The 16982-nt window shown below is 69.6% G+C and carries 12 protein-coding genes; 6 read left to right on the plus strand and 6 right to left on the minus strand.

The features are described 5' to 3' along the window. Window positions 1-66: 66 nt before the first annotated feature. From AB0B61_RS10440 to AB0B61_RS10460, 5 genes are all read right to left on the minus strand, one after another. Window positions 67-765: a DivIVA domain-containing protein gene (locus AB0B61_RS10440; RefSeq protein WP_358430480.1), complete on the minus strand. Its 699-nt coding sequence runs from the start codon at window positions 763-765 to the stop codon at window positions 67-69. Beyond that, on the minus strand, window positions 762-1826 hold the full coding sequence (locus tag AB0B61_RS10445; RefSeq protein WP_358430482.1) for a globin domain-containing protein: 1065 nt from the start codon (window positions 1824-1826) through the stop codon (window positions 762-764). Before AB0B61_RS10445 ends, AB0B61_RS10440 begins: the two co-directional genes overlap by 4 nt. Window positions 1827-1883: 57 nt before the next feature. Then, a complete protein-coding gene (locus AB0B61_RS10450) occupies window positions 1884-2267 on the minus strand; it encodes a group 1 truncated hemoglobin (protein ID WP_358430484.1) in 384 nt (127 codons plus the stop codon). Window positions 2268-3195: 928 nt separating this feature from the next. Then, the gene (locus tag AB0B61_RS10455) at window positions 3196-4335 is read right to left on the minus strand and encodes a serine hydrolase domain-containing protein (RefSeq protein WP_358430486.1); all 1140 of its coding nucleotides are present in this window, start codon (window positions 4333-4335) and stop codon (window positions 3196-3198) included. A gap of 151 nt (window positions 4336-4486) precedes the next feature. Beyond that, window positions 4487-5479, minus strand: coding sequence for a sporulation protein (locus AB0B61_RS10460; protein ID WP_358430488.1), 993 nt, complete (start codon window positions 5477-5479; stop codon window positions 4487-4489). A 254-nt stretch (window positions 5480-5733) separates the two neighbouring features. Here AB0B61_RS10460 and AB0B61_RS10465 point away from each other — a divergent pair, with 254 nt between their 5' ends. Then, window positions 5734-8121: an excinuclease ABC subunit UvrA gene (locus AB0B61_RS10465; protein WP_358431377.1), complete on the plus strand. Its 2388-nt coding sequence runs from the start codon at window positions 5734-5736 to the stop codon at window positions 8119-8121. A gap of 95 nt (window positions 8122-8216) precedes the next feature. On the opposite strand, the gene AB0B61_RS10470 is transcribed toward AB0B61_RS10465, so the two are convergent. After that, entirely contained in the window at window positions 8217-9530 is a 1314-nt protein-coding gene (locus AB0B61_RS10470) for an MATE family efflux transporter (RefSeq protein WP_358430490.1), read from the minus strand. Window positions 9531-9784: 254 nt separating this feature from the next. On the opposite strand from AB0B61_RS10470, the gene AB0B61_RS10475 reads away from it, so the two are divergent. From AB0B61_RS10475 to AB0B61_RS10495, 5 genes are read left to right on the plus strand one after another with little or no spacing between them, the layout of a single operon-like run. Next, entirely contained in the window at window positions 9785-10276 is a 492-nt protein-coding gene (locus tag AB0B61_RS10475) for a hypothetical protein (protein WP_358430492.1), read from the plus strand. Beyond that, on the plus strand, window positions 10276-11670 hold the full coding sequence (locus AB0B61_RS10480) for a hypothetical protein (RefSeq protein ID WP_358430495.1): 1395 nt from the start codon (window positions 10276-10278) through the stop codon (window positions 11668-11670). Before AB0B61_RS10475 ends, AB0B61_RS10480 begins: the two co-directional genes overlap by 1 nt. Continuing rightward, window positions 11667-13016, plus strand: coding sequence for a VWA domain-containing protein (locus tag AB0B61_RS10485; RefSeq protein ID WP_358430497.1), 1350 nt, complete (start codon window positions 11667-11669; stop codon window positions 13014-13016). The genes AB0B61_RS10480 and AB0B61_RS10485 overlap by 4 nt, the downstream gene beginning before the upstream one ends. A gap of 11 nt (window positions 13017-13027) precedes the next feature. Continuing rightward, complete coding sequence (locus AB0B61_RS10490; RefSeq protein WP_358430499.1) at window positions 13028-14140, plus strand: AAA family ATPase; 1113 nt, start codon at window positions 13028-13030, stop codon at window positions 14138-14140. Then, window positions 14137-16935: a DUF5682 family protein gene (locus tag AB0B61_RS10495; protein ID WP_358430501.1), complete on the plus strand. Its 2799-nt coding sequence runs from the start codon at window positions 14137-14139 to the stop codon at window positions 16933-16935. The genes AB0B61_RS10490 and AB0B61_RS10495 overlap by 4 nt, the downstream gene beginning before the upstream one ends. Window positions 16936-16982 lie beyond the last annotated feature (47 nt).

A 16982-nucleotide genomic window follows, 5' to 3' on the forward strand; every position in this document is an offset into this window, starting at 1 on the left:
ACGCGGCATGCGGGACATGCTCTTGGTCTGCGGGTTCCAGTTGTTGGTGACCTCTCCTGGCCGGAACTAGCCCGGGCCTGTGGAGAAACCCGGTCCTGTGGAAAAACCTGAGGAGGAGCCTGCAGAGGAGCCCAAGGAGGAGTACGCGACGGCCTGCCGGCTCGTCTCCGGCAGGGTGCCCAGCTTGTTGACCTCGTTGGTCAGCCCTTCGAGGACCGCGCGCAACTGGACCTGGGTGACCTCCGCGAAGGTGCGCAGGTAGGCGATGCGGCGTTCCAGTTCCTCGGCTTCGACCGACTGGACCTCTCCGCTCGAGCGATAGACGTTGACCGCCTGGCTGGCGGCCTCCTCTGCCTGCTGCTGCGCCTCCTGGAGGATCTGCTCGTACTGCTGGCGCGCTTGGCCCACCAGCCTGCGGGAGTAGTCCTCCGCTTCGGCTATCTGGGCGTCCGCGGTCTGCTGAGCGCGGGAGAGGAGGTTGACCGCGTCGACGTTGAGCCTGGCCGAGGCGCCCGGGGAGGTGTCGTGACCGTGGTCCTTGAACCAGTTGCGCAGGCGGTCGACCTCCGCGCGCAGGTCGGCCTTCTCCGTGTCGCTGGCCGCTATGTCGTCGGCCATACGGAGGAGGAACGTACGTACCTCATCCGCGTTGTAGCCGCGGCTCCCGAGCTTGGCGCGTGAGAAGTCCTTGTTACGTACCCGATCCGGCGTCAGTGGCTGGCGGTCGTTCGATGGGTTATGTGCCCATGGCGTCTCTCCCGTCACTGCTCCCTACCTCCAGCACTGGTGAATTCGTCGAAGCGGATTTGCTCGGCCGGCACGCCGGCGTCCAGCAGTCGGGCGATCGTGCTCTGGACCATCTCTTCGGAGCCGCATACGAAGACCTCCTGGCCACGCCAGGCCTTCAGGGCGACGTCCACCACATAGCCGCGCTCACCGCGGTAGAGCCCGTCATGGGACACGACAGGCACGACGCTCAACCATGGGTGCTCGGCGTCGAGCTTGGACAGTGCCTCGATGTCGTACAGCTCGCGGGCGGTCCGGGCACCCACGAAGAGGCGGATGTTGCAGCGCGCCCCTTCGTAGGCCACCTGCTCCACGAGCGCCTTGAGGGGAGCCAGGCCCGTGCCGCCGGCGATCAGCAGGAGATCCCTGGGCAGCTTCGTGTCGAGCGTCAACCGGTCGCCCAGCGGTGCGCCGATCTTCAGGGCGTCGCCGCGTTGCGCGCCGTGCACCAGGGCCGTGCTGACCGCGCCACCGTCGACCACCCGTACGTGCAGGTCAATAGTATTGTCGCGACGCGGCGCGTTGGCGAAGGAGTAGAAACGCCACATTCTCGGTCGCAGCCCGACCGAGATCGACGCGAACTGGCCCGCGCGGAAGGGGTACGGGTAGTTCAGGCGGGCCCGGATCACCGCGATGCCGGGGGCGCGCGGCTCGTGCAGGATGATCTCGCCGTCCCACCAGGGCGGTGTCGTGGCCGACGCCTCTTCGGCCGCCTCGGTCATCACCTTCGCGACCAGCCCGTACGCCTGCGTCCAGTCGTTGGCCAGAGCGGGTGTCCAGCGATCGCCGAGGAAGTGCTGCAGGGTGGCCAGGAGGGCCTGCCCGACAGCGGGGTAGTGCTGCGTGACCACGGCGAACTTGCGGTGGTCGCGGCCGAGTTGCTGGAGGAACGGCACCACGTCTTCCACATGGTCGACGTTGCTGACGACGCGCCCCAGCGCGCTGACGAGCCGATCCCGCTGAGTGGCCATGGACACCGGGAACAGGGCCCGCGTCTCGGGGTACATCAGGAACAGGGCTGAGTAAAAGAACAGCGGCACCTGATCACCCGACCGGGCGACCTGGTGCCAGCTGTCCTTTAAGGCTTGCGTGTCCACTTACCCGGCTGCCTCTGCGGGCTTCTCCACGATGGAGCCGCGCACCTGGCCCAGGATCGTCACGACGTTCGCCACGACCTCCTCAGGAGCGCCGAGGTCGCGCAGCACTGTGACGAGGATGTCGCCGACCTGGTCATAGTGCTCATCGGTGATGCCCATGCCACGGTGCGCGTCGGCCAGGTCGTGGCCCTCGTACACCTCGGGGCCGCCGAGGACGGAGCACAGCAGCATGACCATGTGCCGCTTGAGCCGCGCCATGTCGATGCCGTCGAAGTACGGCTTGAGGTCGGGAGTGTCCAACACGACCGTGTAGAAGCGGTCCACCGCTTCACGGACGGTGGGAGCGCCACCGATCTTGTCATAGTCCGAAACCACAGCTACCACAAAACCTCCCAAATCGGACACACATGTACGTGCGGGTACATGGGGTCAATTTCCTTGGTTCTCCGCTTGTTGCGGGCACCCGTCCGGCTGGATGGGCGTCAGTCGGCGGTCTGGGCCTCCCACTCGGTGGAGGTCACGTCTGTCTTCTTCCTGGGGTCATGACCGGCTCCGCGCGCTCAGGACACGGAGGGGGTCGGCGGGCATGTCGGAGGCGGCGGTCTCGGGCCGCGGCGGTGGGACCACGCCGCACTCCATTGCCGCCGGCACCACCACAGCCGAAGCCGTGCGCGGTCTGAGCGCCATTCATGCCCCCATAGAGCGGATCCTGTGCAGGCCGAATGCCTGTACTGGCCCTTAACCCTTCAGGCGTCCGAACACGTGAATATGCTTCAGGCACACTAGGGGGTGACCAAGGTGCTGGCAACTCGTCGCTCACGGAGCGTGTCGCCTTTTACACATAGCCACTCCGCGGTCAATTCCGGTCGTTGCCCTGACTTCTCCATGACTACCTGTGGCACAACCGGGTCTGACTCTATCGGTTCATGGCGATCTAGCTGACAATGTCAAAGGAGAGCGCCTCTTCGCGGTGCGGGTCAGGGGCTGGGCCTGGGGTGCGACCTCGAAGCGGACGTCCTGGTCGATAGCACGCAGCCGACTGCGGCGGGTGATGGGTAAGGGACCGTTCCATTTAGGTGACGCCGTGGTGTCCGCCCTTTCAGGAATGGCTGAGTCAAGTCGCGCTGGGTTACCTCAACCCCGTCCGAAAACGCTAACCAGGCTGTTCATGATTTCCTGCTGACCTGGGGAAACGCGGCTTATTCGCGGCATTGAGACATGCACATTCATCACTGAATGCGATGTGACAAAAAACAGAGCGACGGTCCGCTTGTGGCGGGGCCGTCGCTCTCCTGGACGCTGCTGCCTGCGGTTATTCACACAGGGCGGTGTCGAGGGCGGCTTCGAAGTGTTTGAAGGCGGACAGTTCGGTGGGCAGCGCGGTGACGGCGATGGTGGCGGCCCGGCCGTCATCGGTAATGGCGTTGGCGGTGGCGTAGCCGGGGGCGGAGCCGCCGTGGGACCAGGCGTAGCCGCCGCAGCTGAGTTTGAAGGTGGCCAGGCCGAGCCCGTAGCGGGAGCCGCCGACGGTGTCGAAGCCGGGGGCGTCGACGGTGGTCTTCATCTGCTTGAGCTGTTCGGGCTCGAGCAGCTTGCCGCCCAGGAGCGCGCCCATGAAACGGTTGAGGTCGGTGGGGGTGGAGATCAGCTGTCCGGCCGCCCAGGCCATGGAGGGGTCCATCGTGGTGACGTCGGTGTACGGGTCGCCGGACTTGGCGGCGTAGTAGCCCTTGGCGTGCGGGCCACTGATGGTCTGGTCGCCGAGAGCCGGCCAGTACGTTTTGCGCAGCCCGAGAGGCTTGATGATCCGCTGGGTGATCTGCTCGCTGATCGGCCGGCCGGTGACCTTCTGCGCGATGAGCCCGGCCACCACGTAGTTGGTGTTGCTGTAGCTCCAGCCGTGGGTGGGGGAGTTCTTGCTGGTCAGCCCCGCGTCCACCAGCTCTCGCGGCTCGTAGTGGGTGTGCTGGATGGCCAGGTAGTCCTTGATCAGGACGTCGTCGTAGTCGGCCAGGCCGCTGGTGTGCTGCAGCAACTGCCGGACCGTGATCTTGCGGCCGTCGACGCCCTTGCCGCGCACCACCTTGGGCAGGTACTTCTCGACCTTCTCGTCCAGGTCGATCTTGCCCTCGCCGACGAGCTGCAGGACGACCGTGGCGGTGAACATCTTGGTGTTGCTGGCGATGCGTACCTGCCCGTCGACGGGGACCTTCTCCTTGGTCTCCAGGTCGGCCACCCCGGCGGTGTAGTTGCGAGTCCGCCCGTCACGGCCTCGTACGGCCGCCAGCGCGGCGGGGTACTTGTCGACCTTGACCAGGGCGTCCAGGCTCTTCTGCACGACGTCGGTGTCGGCGTTCGCCGGTGCGGCGGTCAGGCCGAGACCGCTCAGCGCGGCGACGGTCACCGCCGCCAGGGCCAGCCGGCTGCGACGCTTGGTGGAGGGGTACGACATCGGGGGGCTCCCTGCTTGGTGGCTCGTTCGCGATGCCACAAGCCTGTCGGCCGGACCACCTTGTGATCGATCCCACTCGCTGGAGTTCAGAGGTATAGCCAGCGCTACCGGCGTTCGGGCGGGCCGTCACGGCCCGCCACCCGGCATCGCGCTACCAGTCGCCGCCTTCTTCTTCCTCGCCACCCTCGAAGATCTCTTCGGCCACCTCGGCCGCGACGAACCCGCCCACCAAGCCCGCGGCTCCGGCCGCCGCCACCGTTCCCCAACCGGGACCGCCGCCGCGGTGGTGGTCGTCGTCGTGGTGATGTCCGTAGCCGTCGTGATGCTCCATGTGGCCGTGCGAGCCGGGTCCATAACCGCCGTGCGATCCATAACCGCCGTGCTGGGCCAGGCCGGTCAGCCAGCGGTCGAGCTCGCTGGACCAGTCGGTGTGCAGCGCGTCGTCGTGGCTGACGTGGAAGCGGCCGATGGCGTCGCCGGAGTAACGGCCGGCCCGCTTGTCGGCCTCCAAGATGACCTCCAGCCCGGCCGGGCTCGCCACGAAGGTCAGCTCGACCTCGCCCACGACCCCGGCGTGCTGGGCGGGCGGGTAGAACTCGATCTCCTGGTAGAACGGCAGATCCTGGTGCACTCCGTACAGGTGGCCGGCTTCCAGATCGGCGGACTTGAAGTGGAAGCCGAGCCGCAGCAACGCCTGGAGGATGCGGAGCTGGGAGGGCAGGGGTTCGACCGCGATCATGTCCAGGTCGCCCTTGTCCACGGCCTTGGCGATGGCCAGCTCGGTGCGTACGCCCAGAGCCATGCCGTTCAGGTGCTGACCGTCGATCTCGCTGATCGGCGTCTCCCACGGCACCGGGATCTGGAAGTCGAGGGTACGGTTCTCGCCTTCGCGCAGCGTGAACGGGCCCGAGACCTGGACGCGGGAGAACTCGCCGAGCCCGCCGTGCTCCCCGTCGCCGTGCTCGATCTCCACCCGAGCCACGAGGCCGAGGGTGATGTGCTCGATCTCGGCGTCGAAGTCGCCGCCCTTGAGCCGTACCTGCCCGGCCAGCTGCCCACCCGGCTGGATGCGCGGGGTGGAAAGGACGGTGTCCACCGAGGGCGCGCCCACGCCGAAAGCGCCCAGCATCCGTTTGAAGACCACGCTGTTGTCTCCCTGTCGTCGGGATCGGTTGTGTCAGCCGCCCGTCACAACGATCAAGGCGAGGACCGGGTTCCGGAGCGGTCAGGATTCGAGAAGCGCGGGTCACCGAGCCACACCTAGCCTGAGCGATGTCGGTAGGGCAGTCCGCCGGTTCCGGCCCGGGCCGCCCATCAGGTAGACAGGGGGCCGTTGCCGGGGCGACCTGACGGGGAGCGCGACGGCGCCCCCGCCTAATAGATGGAGACACGATGAGCATGGCCACGAGTACGGACACGCAGTCGCCTGAGCCGCATGTCGCCGACAACCACGATCTGATCCGCGTGCACGGCGCTCGCGAGAACAACCTCAAGGACGTCAGCGTCGAGCTCCCGAAGCGCCGGCTGACGGTGTTCACCGGCGTCTCCGGCTCGGGCAAGAGCTCGCTGGTGTTCGACACGATCGCCGCCGAGTCGCAGCGGCTGATCAACGAGACCTACAGCGCCTTCGTCCAGGGGTTCATGCCGACGCTGGCGCGGCCCGAGGTCGACGTGCTCGACGGTCTGACCACGGCGATCATCGTCGACCAGGAGCGGATGGGCGCCAACGTCCGATCCACCGTGGGCACCGTCACCGACGCCAACGCGATGCTGCGCATCCTGTTCAGCCGGCTCGGGCAGCCGCACATCGGCTCGCCCCAGGCGTACTCCTTCAATGTCGCCTCGATCAGCGGAGCGGGTGCGGTCACGCTCGAGCGCGGCGGGAAGACGGTGAAGGAGCGGCGCGAGTTCAGCATCACCGGCGGCATGTGCCCGCGCTGCGAGGGCATGGGCAAGGTGAACGACATCGACCTGACCCAGCTCTTCGACGACTCCAAGTCGATCGCCGAGGGCGCGATCACCATCCCCGGCTACAAGACGGACAGCTGGTGGACGGTGGGGATCTTCGCCCAGTCGGGCTTCATCGACCCGGACAAGCCGATCCGCGACTACACCGAGACCGAGCGGTACGACTTCCTCCACCGCGAGCCGACCAAGGTGAACGTCAACGGCGTCAACCTCACCTACGAGGGGCTGATCCCGAAGATCCAGAAGTCGTTCCTGTCCAAGGACCGGGAGGCGATGCAGCCGCACATCCGGGCGTTCGTGGACCGGGCGGTCACCTTCACCGCCTGCCCCGAGTGCGGTGGCACCCGGCTCAGCGAGGCGGTCCGGGCCTCGAAGATCAAGGGGATCAACATCGGCGACGCCTGCGCGATGCAGATCAGCGACCTGGCCGAATGGGTTCATGGCCTCGACGAGCCGTCGGTGGCGCCGCTGCTCGCCAAGCTGCGGCACACCTTCGACTCGTTCGTGGAGATCGGGCTGGGCTACCTCTCGCTCGATCGGTCGTCGGGCACGCTGTCGGGCGGTGAGGCGCAGCGGGTCAAGATGATCCGCCACCTCGGGTCGTCGCTCACCGACGTCACCTACGTCTTCGACGAGCCGACGATCGGGCTGCACCCGCACGACATCCAGCGGATGAACGGCCTGCTGCTGCGGCTGCGCGACAAGGGCAACACGGTGCTCGTCGTGGAGCACAAGCCGGAGGCGATCGCGATCGCCGACCACGTCGTGGACCTCGGTCCCGGTGCTGGTACGGCGGGCGGCACCGTCTGCTTCGAGGGCACCGTCGAGGGGCTGCGGGCCAGCGGCACCATCACCGGCCGCCATTTCGACGACCGGGCCGCCCTCAAGGAGACGGTACGCAAGCCCACCGGAACGCTGGAGATCCGCGGCGCGACGGCGAACAACCTACGTGACGTCGACGTCGACATCCCGCTCGGCACGCTGGTGGTCCTCACCGGCGTGGCGGGCTCGGGAAAGAGCTCGCTGATCCACGGCTCGGTGTCGGGGCGGGACGGAGTGGTCTCCATCGACCAGGGCGCGATCCGCGGCTCGCGACGGAGCAACCCGGCGACGTACACCGGACTGCTCGAGCCGATCCGCAAGGCGTTCGCGAAGGCCAACGGGGTGAAGCCGGCGCTGTTCAGCGCCAACTCCGAGGGCGCCTGCCCCACCTGCAAGGGCGCCGGCGTCATCTACACCGACCTGGCGATGATGGCCGGGGTCGCCACCACCTGTGAGGAGTGCGAGGGGAAGCGGTTCGAGGCCTCGGTGCTGGAGTACCACCTCGCCGGTCGCGACATCAGCGAGGTGCTCGCGATGTCGGTGACCGAGGCCGAGAAGTTCTTCGGCGCCGGCGAGGCCCGTACGCCGGCCGCGCACGCCATCCTCGACCGGCTCGCCGACGTCGGGCTCGGTTACCTCAGCCTCGGCCAGCCGCTCACCACGCTGTCCGGCGGCGAGCGGCAGCGGCTCAAGCTGGCCACCCACATGGGCGACAAGGGCGGCGTGTACGTCCTCGACGAGCCGACCACCGGCCTGCACCTCGCCGACGTCGAGCAGCTGCTCGGCCTGCTCGACCGGCTGGTCGACGCGGGCAAGTCGGTCATCGTCGTCGAGCACCACCAGGCGGTCATGGCGCACGCCGACTGGATCATCGACCTCGGCCCGGGCGCCGGCCACGACGGCGGCCGGATCGTCTTCGAGGGCACCCCGGCCGACCTCGTCGCCGCCCGCTCCACCCTCACCGGCGAGCACCTCGCGGCCTACGTCGGCACCTGACCATCGCGGATACCGACTCGGCGCCGGATCACCGGCGCCGAGCACCGCCGAACTGCCGGATCACCGTACGCGCCGAACACCGTCTAATCGCCGGGTCACCGTACGGCGCCGAGGACCGCCCAGCGGCCGGACCGCAGTCTGGCCAGCTGGGTGGTCATCCGAATCACCAGGAAGGCCGACAAGCCTGACCAGATCCCCACCAGCCCCCAGCCGAAGCTCAGCGACCCCCAGACCAGCGGCAGGAACCCCAGCACCGCCGCACACAACGTCGCCGTACGCATGTACGCCGCGTCCCCCGCCCCGAGCAGCACCCCGTCCAAGGCGAACACGACGCCACCGATCGGCTGCAGCGCGACGAAGAACCACCACGCGTGGGGCATCTCGGCCAGCACCGTCGCATCGGTGGTGAACGCGTGGGGCAGGATGCCGGCCAGCGCCGCGAACACCACCCCGAGCAGCGCCCCGAAGACCAACCCGCAACCGGTCACCTGCCAGGCCAGCCGGCGCGCCCGTTCCCCGTCTTGAGCGCCCAGCGCGGCCCCGACCAGCGACTGGGCGGCGATGGCCAGCGCGTCGAGCACGAAGGCCAGGAACATCCACAGCTGAAAGACCACCTGATGGGCGCCGACCGCCGCGGTGGAGGTGTGCGCGGCGACCACGGTCGCCGACACCCAGCACGCCTGGAAGACCAGACCGAGCACCATCATGTCGCGCGCCAGGCCGAGCTGGGCGCGCATCGCGGCCGGAACCGGCGCCAGCGGCACGCCCTCCGCCAGCAGCGCCCGCACGAACAGGCTCGCGGAGATCACCTGCGCGACCACGTTGGCGACCGCCGAGCCGTTGAGCCCCCAGCCGAACCCGTGCACGAGCACCGGGCACAGCACCGCCGAGATCCCGTTGCCCACGAGCACGTAGCGGAGCGGGCGCCGCATGTCCTGCACGCCGCGCATCCACCCGTTGCCGGCCAGGGTGATCAGAATCATCGGGGCGCCGAGCAGGGCGATCCGCAGCCAGCTCACCGCGGCGGCGGCGACCCGATCGTCACCGGCGAGCAGGCCGGCGATCGGCGCGGCGAGCAGCTGCCCGGCCACGATCAGCACGACCCCCACGATCGCGCCGAGCCAGGTCGCCTCCACGCCCTCGGCCACGGCCTCGGTACGGCGGCCGGCGCCGTGCAGCCGGGCCGCGCGGGCGGTCGTACCGAAGGACAGGAACCGCATCTGGGTGGCGATCTGCGCCAGCACGATCGCGCCGATCGAGAGCCCGGCGAGTGGCACCGCGCCGAGATGGCCGACCACGGCCGTGTCGACGAGCAGGTAGAGCGGCTCGGCGGCCAGGACGCCGAGCGCGGGCACCGCGAGCTTCAGCAGCTGACGCAGGGGGGACCCGGCCGGGTCGACATGCTCCACCACGCGCTCCTCCGGGTAAGGCGCTCTGCCAGCTTTCGCTCCTGACAGCCGACTTTAACTGTAAGGGGCACCTAGCGGCAATGCCTCTTACTTCGATAGTCGAAGCCAAGGTCGGACGTGTTGTCGGAGGTGATCGAAACGCCCCCGCGCTTCCCCGCGAATGGGGTAAATTACGCGATCACTGATCGGCCGTTCGCACAGGTGCCGCCGCACCGGCTGGCGTCCGCGAGCCGCTGGGCTGGAGGTCGAAAGGCGTGACCGCGGACAGAACCGCGTGGGAGCAACACAGCGTGGCACGGGTGGTCTCGCCCGTCAGACCGCGCAAGCTGGCGAAGGTGCCCTTCGTCGAGATGGCCGACGGGCGGTTGCAGGGAGTCGTGTCGAGCGGCTCGGACATCAGCCGGGTGTACGTCTCGTCGGTCACCGCCGGGACCCATACCTACAACTGCAGCACCAACAACAACCGGCCGTGCGGCGGCCTGTACGGCGACATGTGCAAGCACCTGCGATCACTGGTCGATGAGGCGGTGCTGCAGTACGGCCAGGACCGGGTCGCCGGCTACCTGCGGGTGGAGCTCGCCGAGGGGGAGAGGCTGTCCTACCACCTGAACGGCGGTGTCGAGCGTACGCAGGGGGCCGCGGTGTTCAGCCGGTTCCTGAGCCACCTGGCCTACCTGGAGTTGCCCATGACCACCGAGCCCATCGCCGAGCTGCACTGGTTCCCGTCCACCGGGGCGGTGGGCTGATGCTGAGCGTGCAGCTGGCGGAACTGGCCGACCAGCCCCTGCCGGGCGTCGGCGAGGCGCTCGACCTGGTGACGGGCTTCGACGAGGCCCTGACGAACGGCTTGGCCCGGCTCGGCGAGGAGCGCGCCTCGGCGCTGACCGACCTGGCCGGCGCGGTGGCGGCCACGCCGCTCGGCGACCGGGTGGGGGAGGCGGCGGCCAAGGTCGCCGCGGGTTCGGTCTCGGAGGAGAACGTCACGGCGCTGGCCGGCGGGCGTACCGCGCTGCTGGGCGCGGTGCACGACGCCCTGCTCGGCCGCCTCGACGCGGCGCTGGGCCGGGAGCGGGACTCCTGGGCGGAGCCGCCTGCGGCCGGTACGACCGACAACCTGCTCAGCGGGTGCCGGTCCTGGCTCAACGAGCTGGCCATCACCGGCTGGCGAGGCGTCGACCACGACCTCGTCTCCGCCGTGAGCCAGACGATGGAGGCGCTGCTGTCCGAGCCGCGGCTGCGCCGGCTGGCGGTGCTGATCGACGGCCTGGCGGGGGAGCTGCGCGCGTCGTGCCCGGTCGCGACGATGGAGGTCGTGCCCGCCCGGCGCTGGGCCGACCTGTGGGCGCGGGCGCTGATGCTCACGCAGGCGGGTGGCCTGCCCGCGGGCTCCGGCCAGCCGGTGTCCGGGCGGCTGCTGGTGCTCGGCGTCGACGTGCACGAGCACGCGACCGCCGTGCAGGCGCAGGTCCACGCGATCCTGGAGCCCGCCGACGGCGGTCAGTCCCGCCTGGTGCGTACGAGCGTCGCCGCCACGAAGGTGGACACGATCGTCGGCTCGGCCGTGTGGCGACTGCTGACCGGGGCCCCGGTGCTGCTCAACGCGCTGGCCGAGCATCGCAGCCTGGACATCAAGGACATGCCGCTGCTCGGCGGCGGCGACCTGATCTGGCACGACGACCGGGCCACGGCGGGGAAGCCCGCGGACCCGTTCACCACGGCGAGGGTCCAGCTGGGGAGCGCGCTCGCCCCCGCCGCGCCGCCGCTGGAGCGCCACCCGGTGCGCCTCGCCGAGCCGGTGCTGGTCGAGGGCTACTCCGTGCCCAAGGGCGATGAGATGGTGTTCGACCTCGGCGGCAAGACGATCACGGTGGACACCGGCCGGCTGCCGTCGTGCGGTCCGCTCACGCCCGCGATCGTGCGCGGCTCCGAGTCGTGCATCGGGCTGCTCCGCTGGGACGCCGGCCGGTGGCTGCTCCAGCCGCTCGCCGTCCAGGGGACGGTCAAGAAGCTGCCGGTCACCGCGCACAACGGCGACTGGGCGCAGGGCCCGACGGACCCCAAGATCGCCAAGGCCGAGGCCAGGAACGGCGACGCGGTGGCCGTGCTGCGCGAGCGGGCGGGACGGCTGCTGCGCAAATGACTGCCAACAACGAGAACAGGCGGCAGGTGCTCTACTGGCGCCTGCTTGCCCGGGTGTTCAACACCGAGGAGCAGGCGAGCCTGGAGTCGGCCAGCGTGGCCGTCGTGGACGACCTCGGCCTGCCGGCCGCCCTGCTCGACCCGTCGGTGTCAGTGGACAACCTCGTCCAGCGCTTCCCCGACCTGGCCGCCGAGTTCGACGGCCTGCTCGACCACGCCGAGGACGCCGAGGACTCCGGTGACCAGGTGCGCAGGGCCGCGCTGATCTCCAAGCTCCTGCTCAACGTCTTCGCCATCGGGACGGGCGACGTCTCGGCCTCCCAGCTCGCCGCCTGGCAGAAGGACGCCGGCTGGTTCAAGCAAGCACTCGGGGGAGGCGGCGGCAGCCGCGACGCTCAAGGCGAAGGATCCGGCCAAGGCCGGGGGCTCGGCACCGGCGGTGGCGGTCGTGGCATCGACGACGCCGAGCTGAACAAGGTCCTGGCCAACCTGGAAGGCGACCTGGTCCGCCGCATGCGCCTGCGCGAGGTGCTGTCCAACTCCTCCCTGGCCGCCCAGCTCAATCCCAGCATGTCGCTCATCGAGCAGCTCCTGCGCGACAAGGACAACCTCTCCGGAGTCGCCCTGGCCAACGCCAAGGCGCTGATCCGCAGGTTCGTCGACGAGGTCGCCGAGGTGCTCCGTACGCAGGTCGAGAAGACCAGCGTCGGCAAGATCGACAAGTCGGTGCCGCCGAAGCGGGTGTTCCGCAACCTCGACATCGAGCGGACGATCTGGAAGAACCTCACCAACTGGAGCCCAGAGGACGAGCGGCTGTACGTGGACCGGCTGTTCTACCGGCACACGGCCAGGCGGACCACTCCGGCCCGGCTGATCGTGGTGGTGGACCAGTCGGGCTCGATGGTCGACTCGATGGTCAACTGCACCATCCTGGCGTCGATCTTCGCCGGCCTGCCCAAGGTGGACGTGCACCTGGTCGCCTACGACACCCGCGCGCTCGACCTGACGCCGTGGGTGAAGGACCCGTTCGAGGTGCTGCTGCGCACGACGCTCGGCGGCGGCACCGACGGTACGGTCGCGATGGCCCTGGCCCGGCCGAAGATCGTCGACCCGCGCAACACCGTGATGGTCTGGATCTCCGACTTCTACGACAACCGGTCGCTGATCGACGACTTCACGTCCCTGCATCGTTCGGGGGTCAAGTTCATCCCGGTCGGCTCCGTGAACAGCTCGGGGTACGCCAGCGTGGACCAGTGGTTCCGCGAAAAGCTGAAGGACCTGGGCACCCCCGTGATCTCCGGCCACATCCGCAAACTCGTGCTCGAGCTCAAGAACTTCCTCACCTAGGAGACCCGCGAATGACCGAGATACTGCGTGCCCCCGCCGAGGTCAAGTACGCCGAAGAGCTCGACTGGCTGGAGTCCGTGGACGACGGCCCCAAGCCGTTCTCGTGGCGGCTCAGCCCCCGGATGGTCCGCCTGTTCGTGCTCGGCTCCGAGCGCTCGGACGGGCTCGACCGGGAGATCCCGCAGAAGTGGTTCGGTGACCGCAGCTTCGTCGAGCGCAGCATCGTGACGCTGGCCTCCGACCGCGGCCTGCTGCTCATCGGCGACCCCGGCACCGGCAAGAGCTGGCTCGCCGAGCTGCTCTCGGCGGCGATCAGCCGCAACTCCACCCTGGTCGTCCAGGGCACGGCCGGCACCACGGAAGACCACATCAAGTACTCCTGGAACGTCTCCATGGTGATCGCCAAGGGACAGTCCCGCCAGTCGATGATCCCCTCGCCCATCATGACGGCGATGGAGCGGGGCGTGATCGGCCGCTTCGAGGAGCTGACCAGGTCGACCAGCGACGTCCAGGACGCCCTGATCTCCATCCTGTCCGAGAAGTACGTCTCCATCCCCGAGCTCGACGACGACAACATCGTCTTCGCCCAGCCCGGGTTCTCGATCATCGCCACGGCCAACAGCCGGGACCGGGGCGTCAACGACCTGTCGTCGGCGCTGAAGCGGCGCTTCAACTTCGTCCGCATCCCCGTGGTGACGAGCAAGACCAGCGAGGCGGAGATCGTCCGGTTCCGTACCACGGAGCTGCTGCGCCGGCACCGCATCGAGCTGGACGTGCCGCCCACGCTGCTCGACATCCTGCTGCAGAGCTTCGCCGACCTGCGGAGCGCGGCGGCCTCGGCCAAGAGCGACGACGACAAGCTCGAGTCGGCCCTGTCCACGGCCGAGCAGATCGGCGTGCTCGAGGACGCCATCCTGCACAGCCAGTTCTTCGGCGACCGCCAGTTGCGGGCGGAGACGCTCGGCGGCTCACTGGTGGGCTCGCTGGCCCGCCGCCAACCGGAGGACCTGGCCATCCTGAACAAGTACTGGCACGGCATCGTCGAACCCCGCAGCAAGAAGGACGGCGGGCCGTGGACGGACTTCCTCGAAGGTGGCCGCCAGGCCATCAAGACGCTCTCATGAGCCCGTTCGGCGCACTCCGCGAGCAACTGCTGGAGGCCGCCGCCGCGTTCGCCGGCGAGCCGGACACCCTGGCCGGGATCCTGTCGGGACTGGTCGACGACGTCGACCGGGCACTGAGCGAGGAGCTCGAGATCTTCCCGGTGTGTCACCACTCGCCGGCCTCGGCGCTGGCCATGGTGCGTCGCCTGCGCGAGAAGCAGCCCAAGGTCATCTACCTGGAGCTGTGCGAGGACCTGCGGCCGCTGCTCGACGAGCTGCGCAACTGCCGCCTGCCGGTGGCGTTGCAGGCGTTCGCCTCCGACGTCGACGGCTTCCCGGCCAGCTGGGAGCCGCTCAGCGTGGTGGCGCCCATCACGGAGGTGTCGGCCGAGTACCAGGCCATCTCGTACGCGCTCGGCACGCCGGGCGTCGAGCTGGTGCTGGTCGACCGCTCGACGGACCACGTCTTCCAGTGGCTGCCCCGTGACCCGGACGAACCGGCCGAGCCCAAGCAGGGCGGGGACGACGACGCGGGCCTGCACGGCGACGCCGTGGGCGTCGAGATCGGCGACCTGCGGCCGGGCTTCGCCGAGCTGGAAGAGCACCTGCTGCACCACGGCAAGGTCCGACACTGGTCGGAGTGGTGGGACCAGTACGTCGAGCAGCCGCTGACCGGCGCGGACTACGAGTCGTACCGGCAGGTCATGGTCCTGATCGGCAGCCTGTTCCGCCGCCTGCGCCCCGTGGGCGACCGGCGGATGGACCGCGACGAGGACCGCGAGCGCTACATGTGGACGCGGATGCGCGAGCACCTCGCCGAGACGGGCGCCGACCCGGCCGAATGCCTGTACGTCTGCGGCGCCTTCCACGCGGCCAGCCGGGTGGAGCAGTTCGGGCTGGCATCGGAGGCGCCCTTCGAGATCGGCCCCCGTACGGCCACCCGCTGGCTGTACGGGCTCATTCCGTCGAGCCACTCCGCCATCGAGGCCCAGTTCGGCCTGGCCTCCGGCTCGGTCTCGATCGCCGCGGCCACCTGGGAGAAGGCGCTGCGGCGCGACGGCGTCAAGCCGTACCAGCTGGCGGGCCAGAAGAAGCCGGGCAAGAAGCCGCCGAAGCCGGTGGCGCCGGCCGCGCCGGAGCCGGTCACCGACCGGCTGTCCGGCTTCCTGGCCAAGCCGCCGGTCCTGGACGGCCTGGACGAGGCCGAGCTGCTCGGCTGGTCCGTCGACATCGTCCGGCTGGCCCGGCGCAACGGCTACCAGTCCAGCACCGCCGACGCGATCGCCGTGTTCGAGACGTCGATCCTGCTCGCCGGGCTGCGTGGCCGGGGACGTCCCACGCCGTACGACTTCCAGGACGCCGCCGTCACCTGCATCGAGAAGGACACGGTGCCGGGACGCCGGGACGTGCGCCGCCTGTGCGAGATCCTGCTCGGCGGCGACCGGATCGGCCAGGTGGGCTACCACGCCATGCCGCCGCTGGCCCAGGACGTGTTCGACCGGCTGCAGCCGCTGGGGCTGGACCTGAGCAAGCGCACGGTACAGCGGGCGCTCATGGACCTCAAGGCGGATCCGCATCTGGTGCCCTGCTCCGACCTGCTGTGGATCCTGCGTCACCTGCTGCCCGACGACGCCGTACGGCCCATCATGGGCGCGCGGCGACTGGGCGAGCGGGCGATCCAGGAGAGCTGGGACCTGACGATCGGCAAGCACCAGCGCTCGATCATCGAGCTGGGCTACGAGGGCATCACCGTCGAGCAGGTGCTGGAGCAGCGGCTGCGGCGCAAGGTGTGGGATCCCAAGGCGACCGCGGCCGTGGCGCTGGCGGCCGTCGAGGACTCGATCCTCTACCTGCGCAGCCGGCGGTTCACCGACGAGCTCGGGGCGCGGGCCGTGGAGCTGCTGGCCGCCGAGCGGTCCGTGGACGACGCGCCGGAGGTGCTGCGCCGGATCAGGCGGCTGCTGGCCCACTACCGCGCGACCGAGCCGGAGCTGCCGGCCTGGTGCGAGGCGTTCGTCACGGCGGGGTTCGCGCATTACTGCACGCTGCTGCCGACCGCCTTCGTGGACGAGTACACCGGTGTCCGGCAGGTGTCGGCCATGCTCGGCTTCCTGTTCACGATGGAGAGCCTGGCGCTGGCGCTGGGCTGCGAGCGGGCCCAGCTGGAGATCGCGGTGCGGCAGTCGCATCCGGAGGCGCCCGCCAAGGTGGCCCTCCTGTGGTCGGCCCAGTACCTGCTCGGCACGTTGCCGCTGGCCGAGCTGCGGGCCCGCTGCGACGAGCTGCTGGCCAACCCGCTCGTCATCCCGGCCTTCCCGGAGTACATGAGCGGGTTCGCGCAGGCGATGGAGCCGGCTCCCGCGTTGGCGTCGTTCGTGGTCGAGCTGATGTCGAAGGCCTTCGGCCGGTTGCCCGACTCCGTGCTCCTGCCGTGGCTGCCCGGCCTGATCACCACCCTGCGCGAGCAGGCCGGCGAGCTGGTGCCCGTACTGGTGCGCGAGGCGGGCCGTACGTTCCCCGGGGGCCTGGCCGCGCTCGACCAGTGGACACCACCCTGGTCGGCGAAGCCCGCGAAGAAGGCGGCGGGTGCGGCGGCGCCCGCGCAGGCGGGCCCGGTGACCGACCTGCTGGCGGGACATCCGGGCGCGACCGACGCCGTGGCCGCGCTGCTCGGCTGCGAGGGCGGCTGGCAGCAGGCCGCAGACGGATCGTCCGGCGGCTCGTTCAGCGGCTCGTTCAGCGGGGAGGCGGGCGCGCTGCTGGCCCGTCACCCCGAGACCGCCGACGCCGTGGCGGCGGTGCTCGTCAGCGTGTGAGCCGGGGACCGGCGCCTACCGATTCACCGGTAGGCGCCGGTCTGCGG

This window comes from Nonomuraea sp. NPDC049158, assembly GCF_040648335.1.
Taxonomy (GTDB): domain Bacteria; phylum Actinomycetota; class Actinomycetes; order Streptosporangiales; family Streptosporangiaceae; genus Nonomuraea.

Excerpts from the sequence above, each read along its gene's own strand:
- AB0B61_RS10455 (WP_358430486.1), bottom strand. The coding sequence starts at position 4,335 with ATGTCGTACCCCTCCACCAAGCGTCGCAGCCGGCTGGCCCTGGCGGCG.
- AB0B61_RS10495 (WP_358430501.1), top strand. The coding sequence starts at position 14,137 with ATGAGCCCGTTCGGCGCACTCCGCGAGCAACTGCTGGAGGCCGCCGCC.
- AB0B61_RS10465 (WP_358431377.1), top strand. The coding sequence starts at position 5,734 with ATGGCCACGAGTACGGACACGCAGTCGCCTGAGCCGCATGTCGCCGAC.
- AB0B61_RS10490 (WP_358430499.1), top strand. The coding sequence starts at position 13,028 with ATGACCGAGATACTGCGTGCCCCCGCCGAGGTCAAGTACGCCGAAGAG.
- AB0B61_RS10485 (WP_358430497.1), top strand. The coding sequence starts at position 11,667 with ATGACTGCCAACAACGAGAACAGGCGGCAGGTGCTCTACTGGCGCCTG.
- AB0B61_RS10480 (WP_358430495.1), top strand. The coding sequence starts at position 10,276 with ATGCTGAGCGTGCAGCTGGCGGAACTGGCCGACCAGCCCCTGCCGGGC.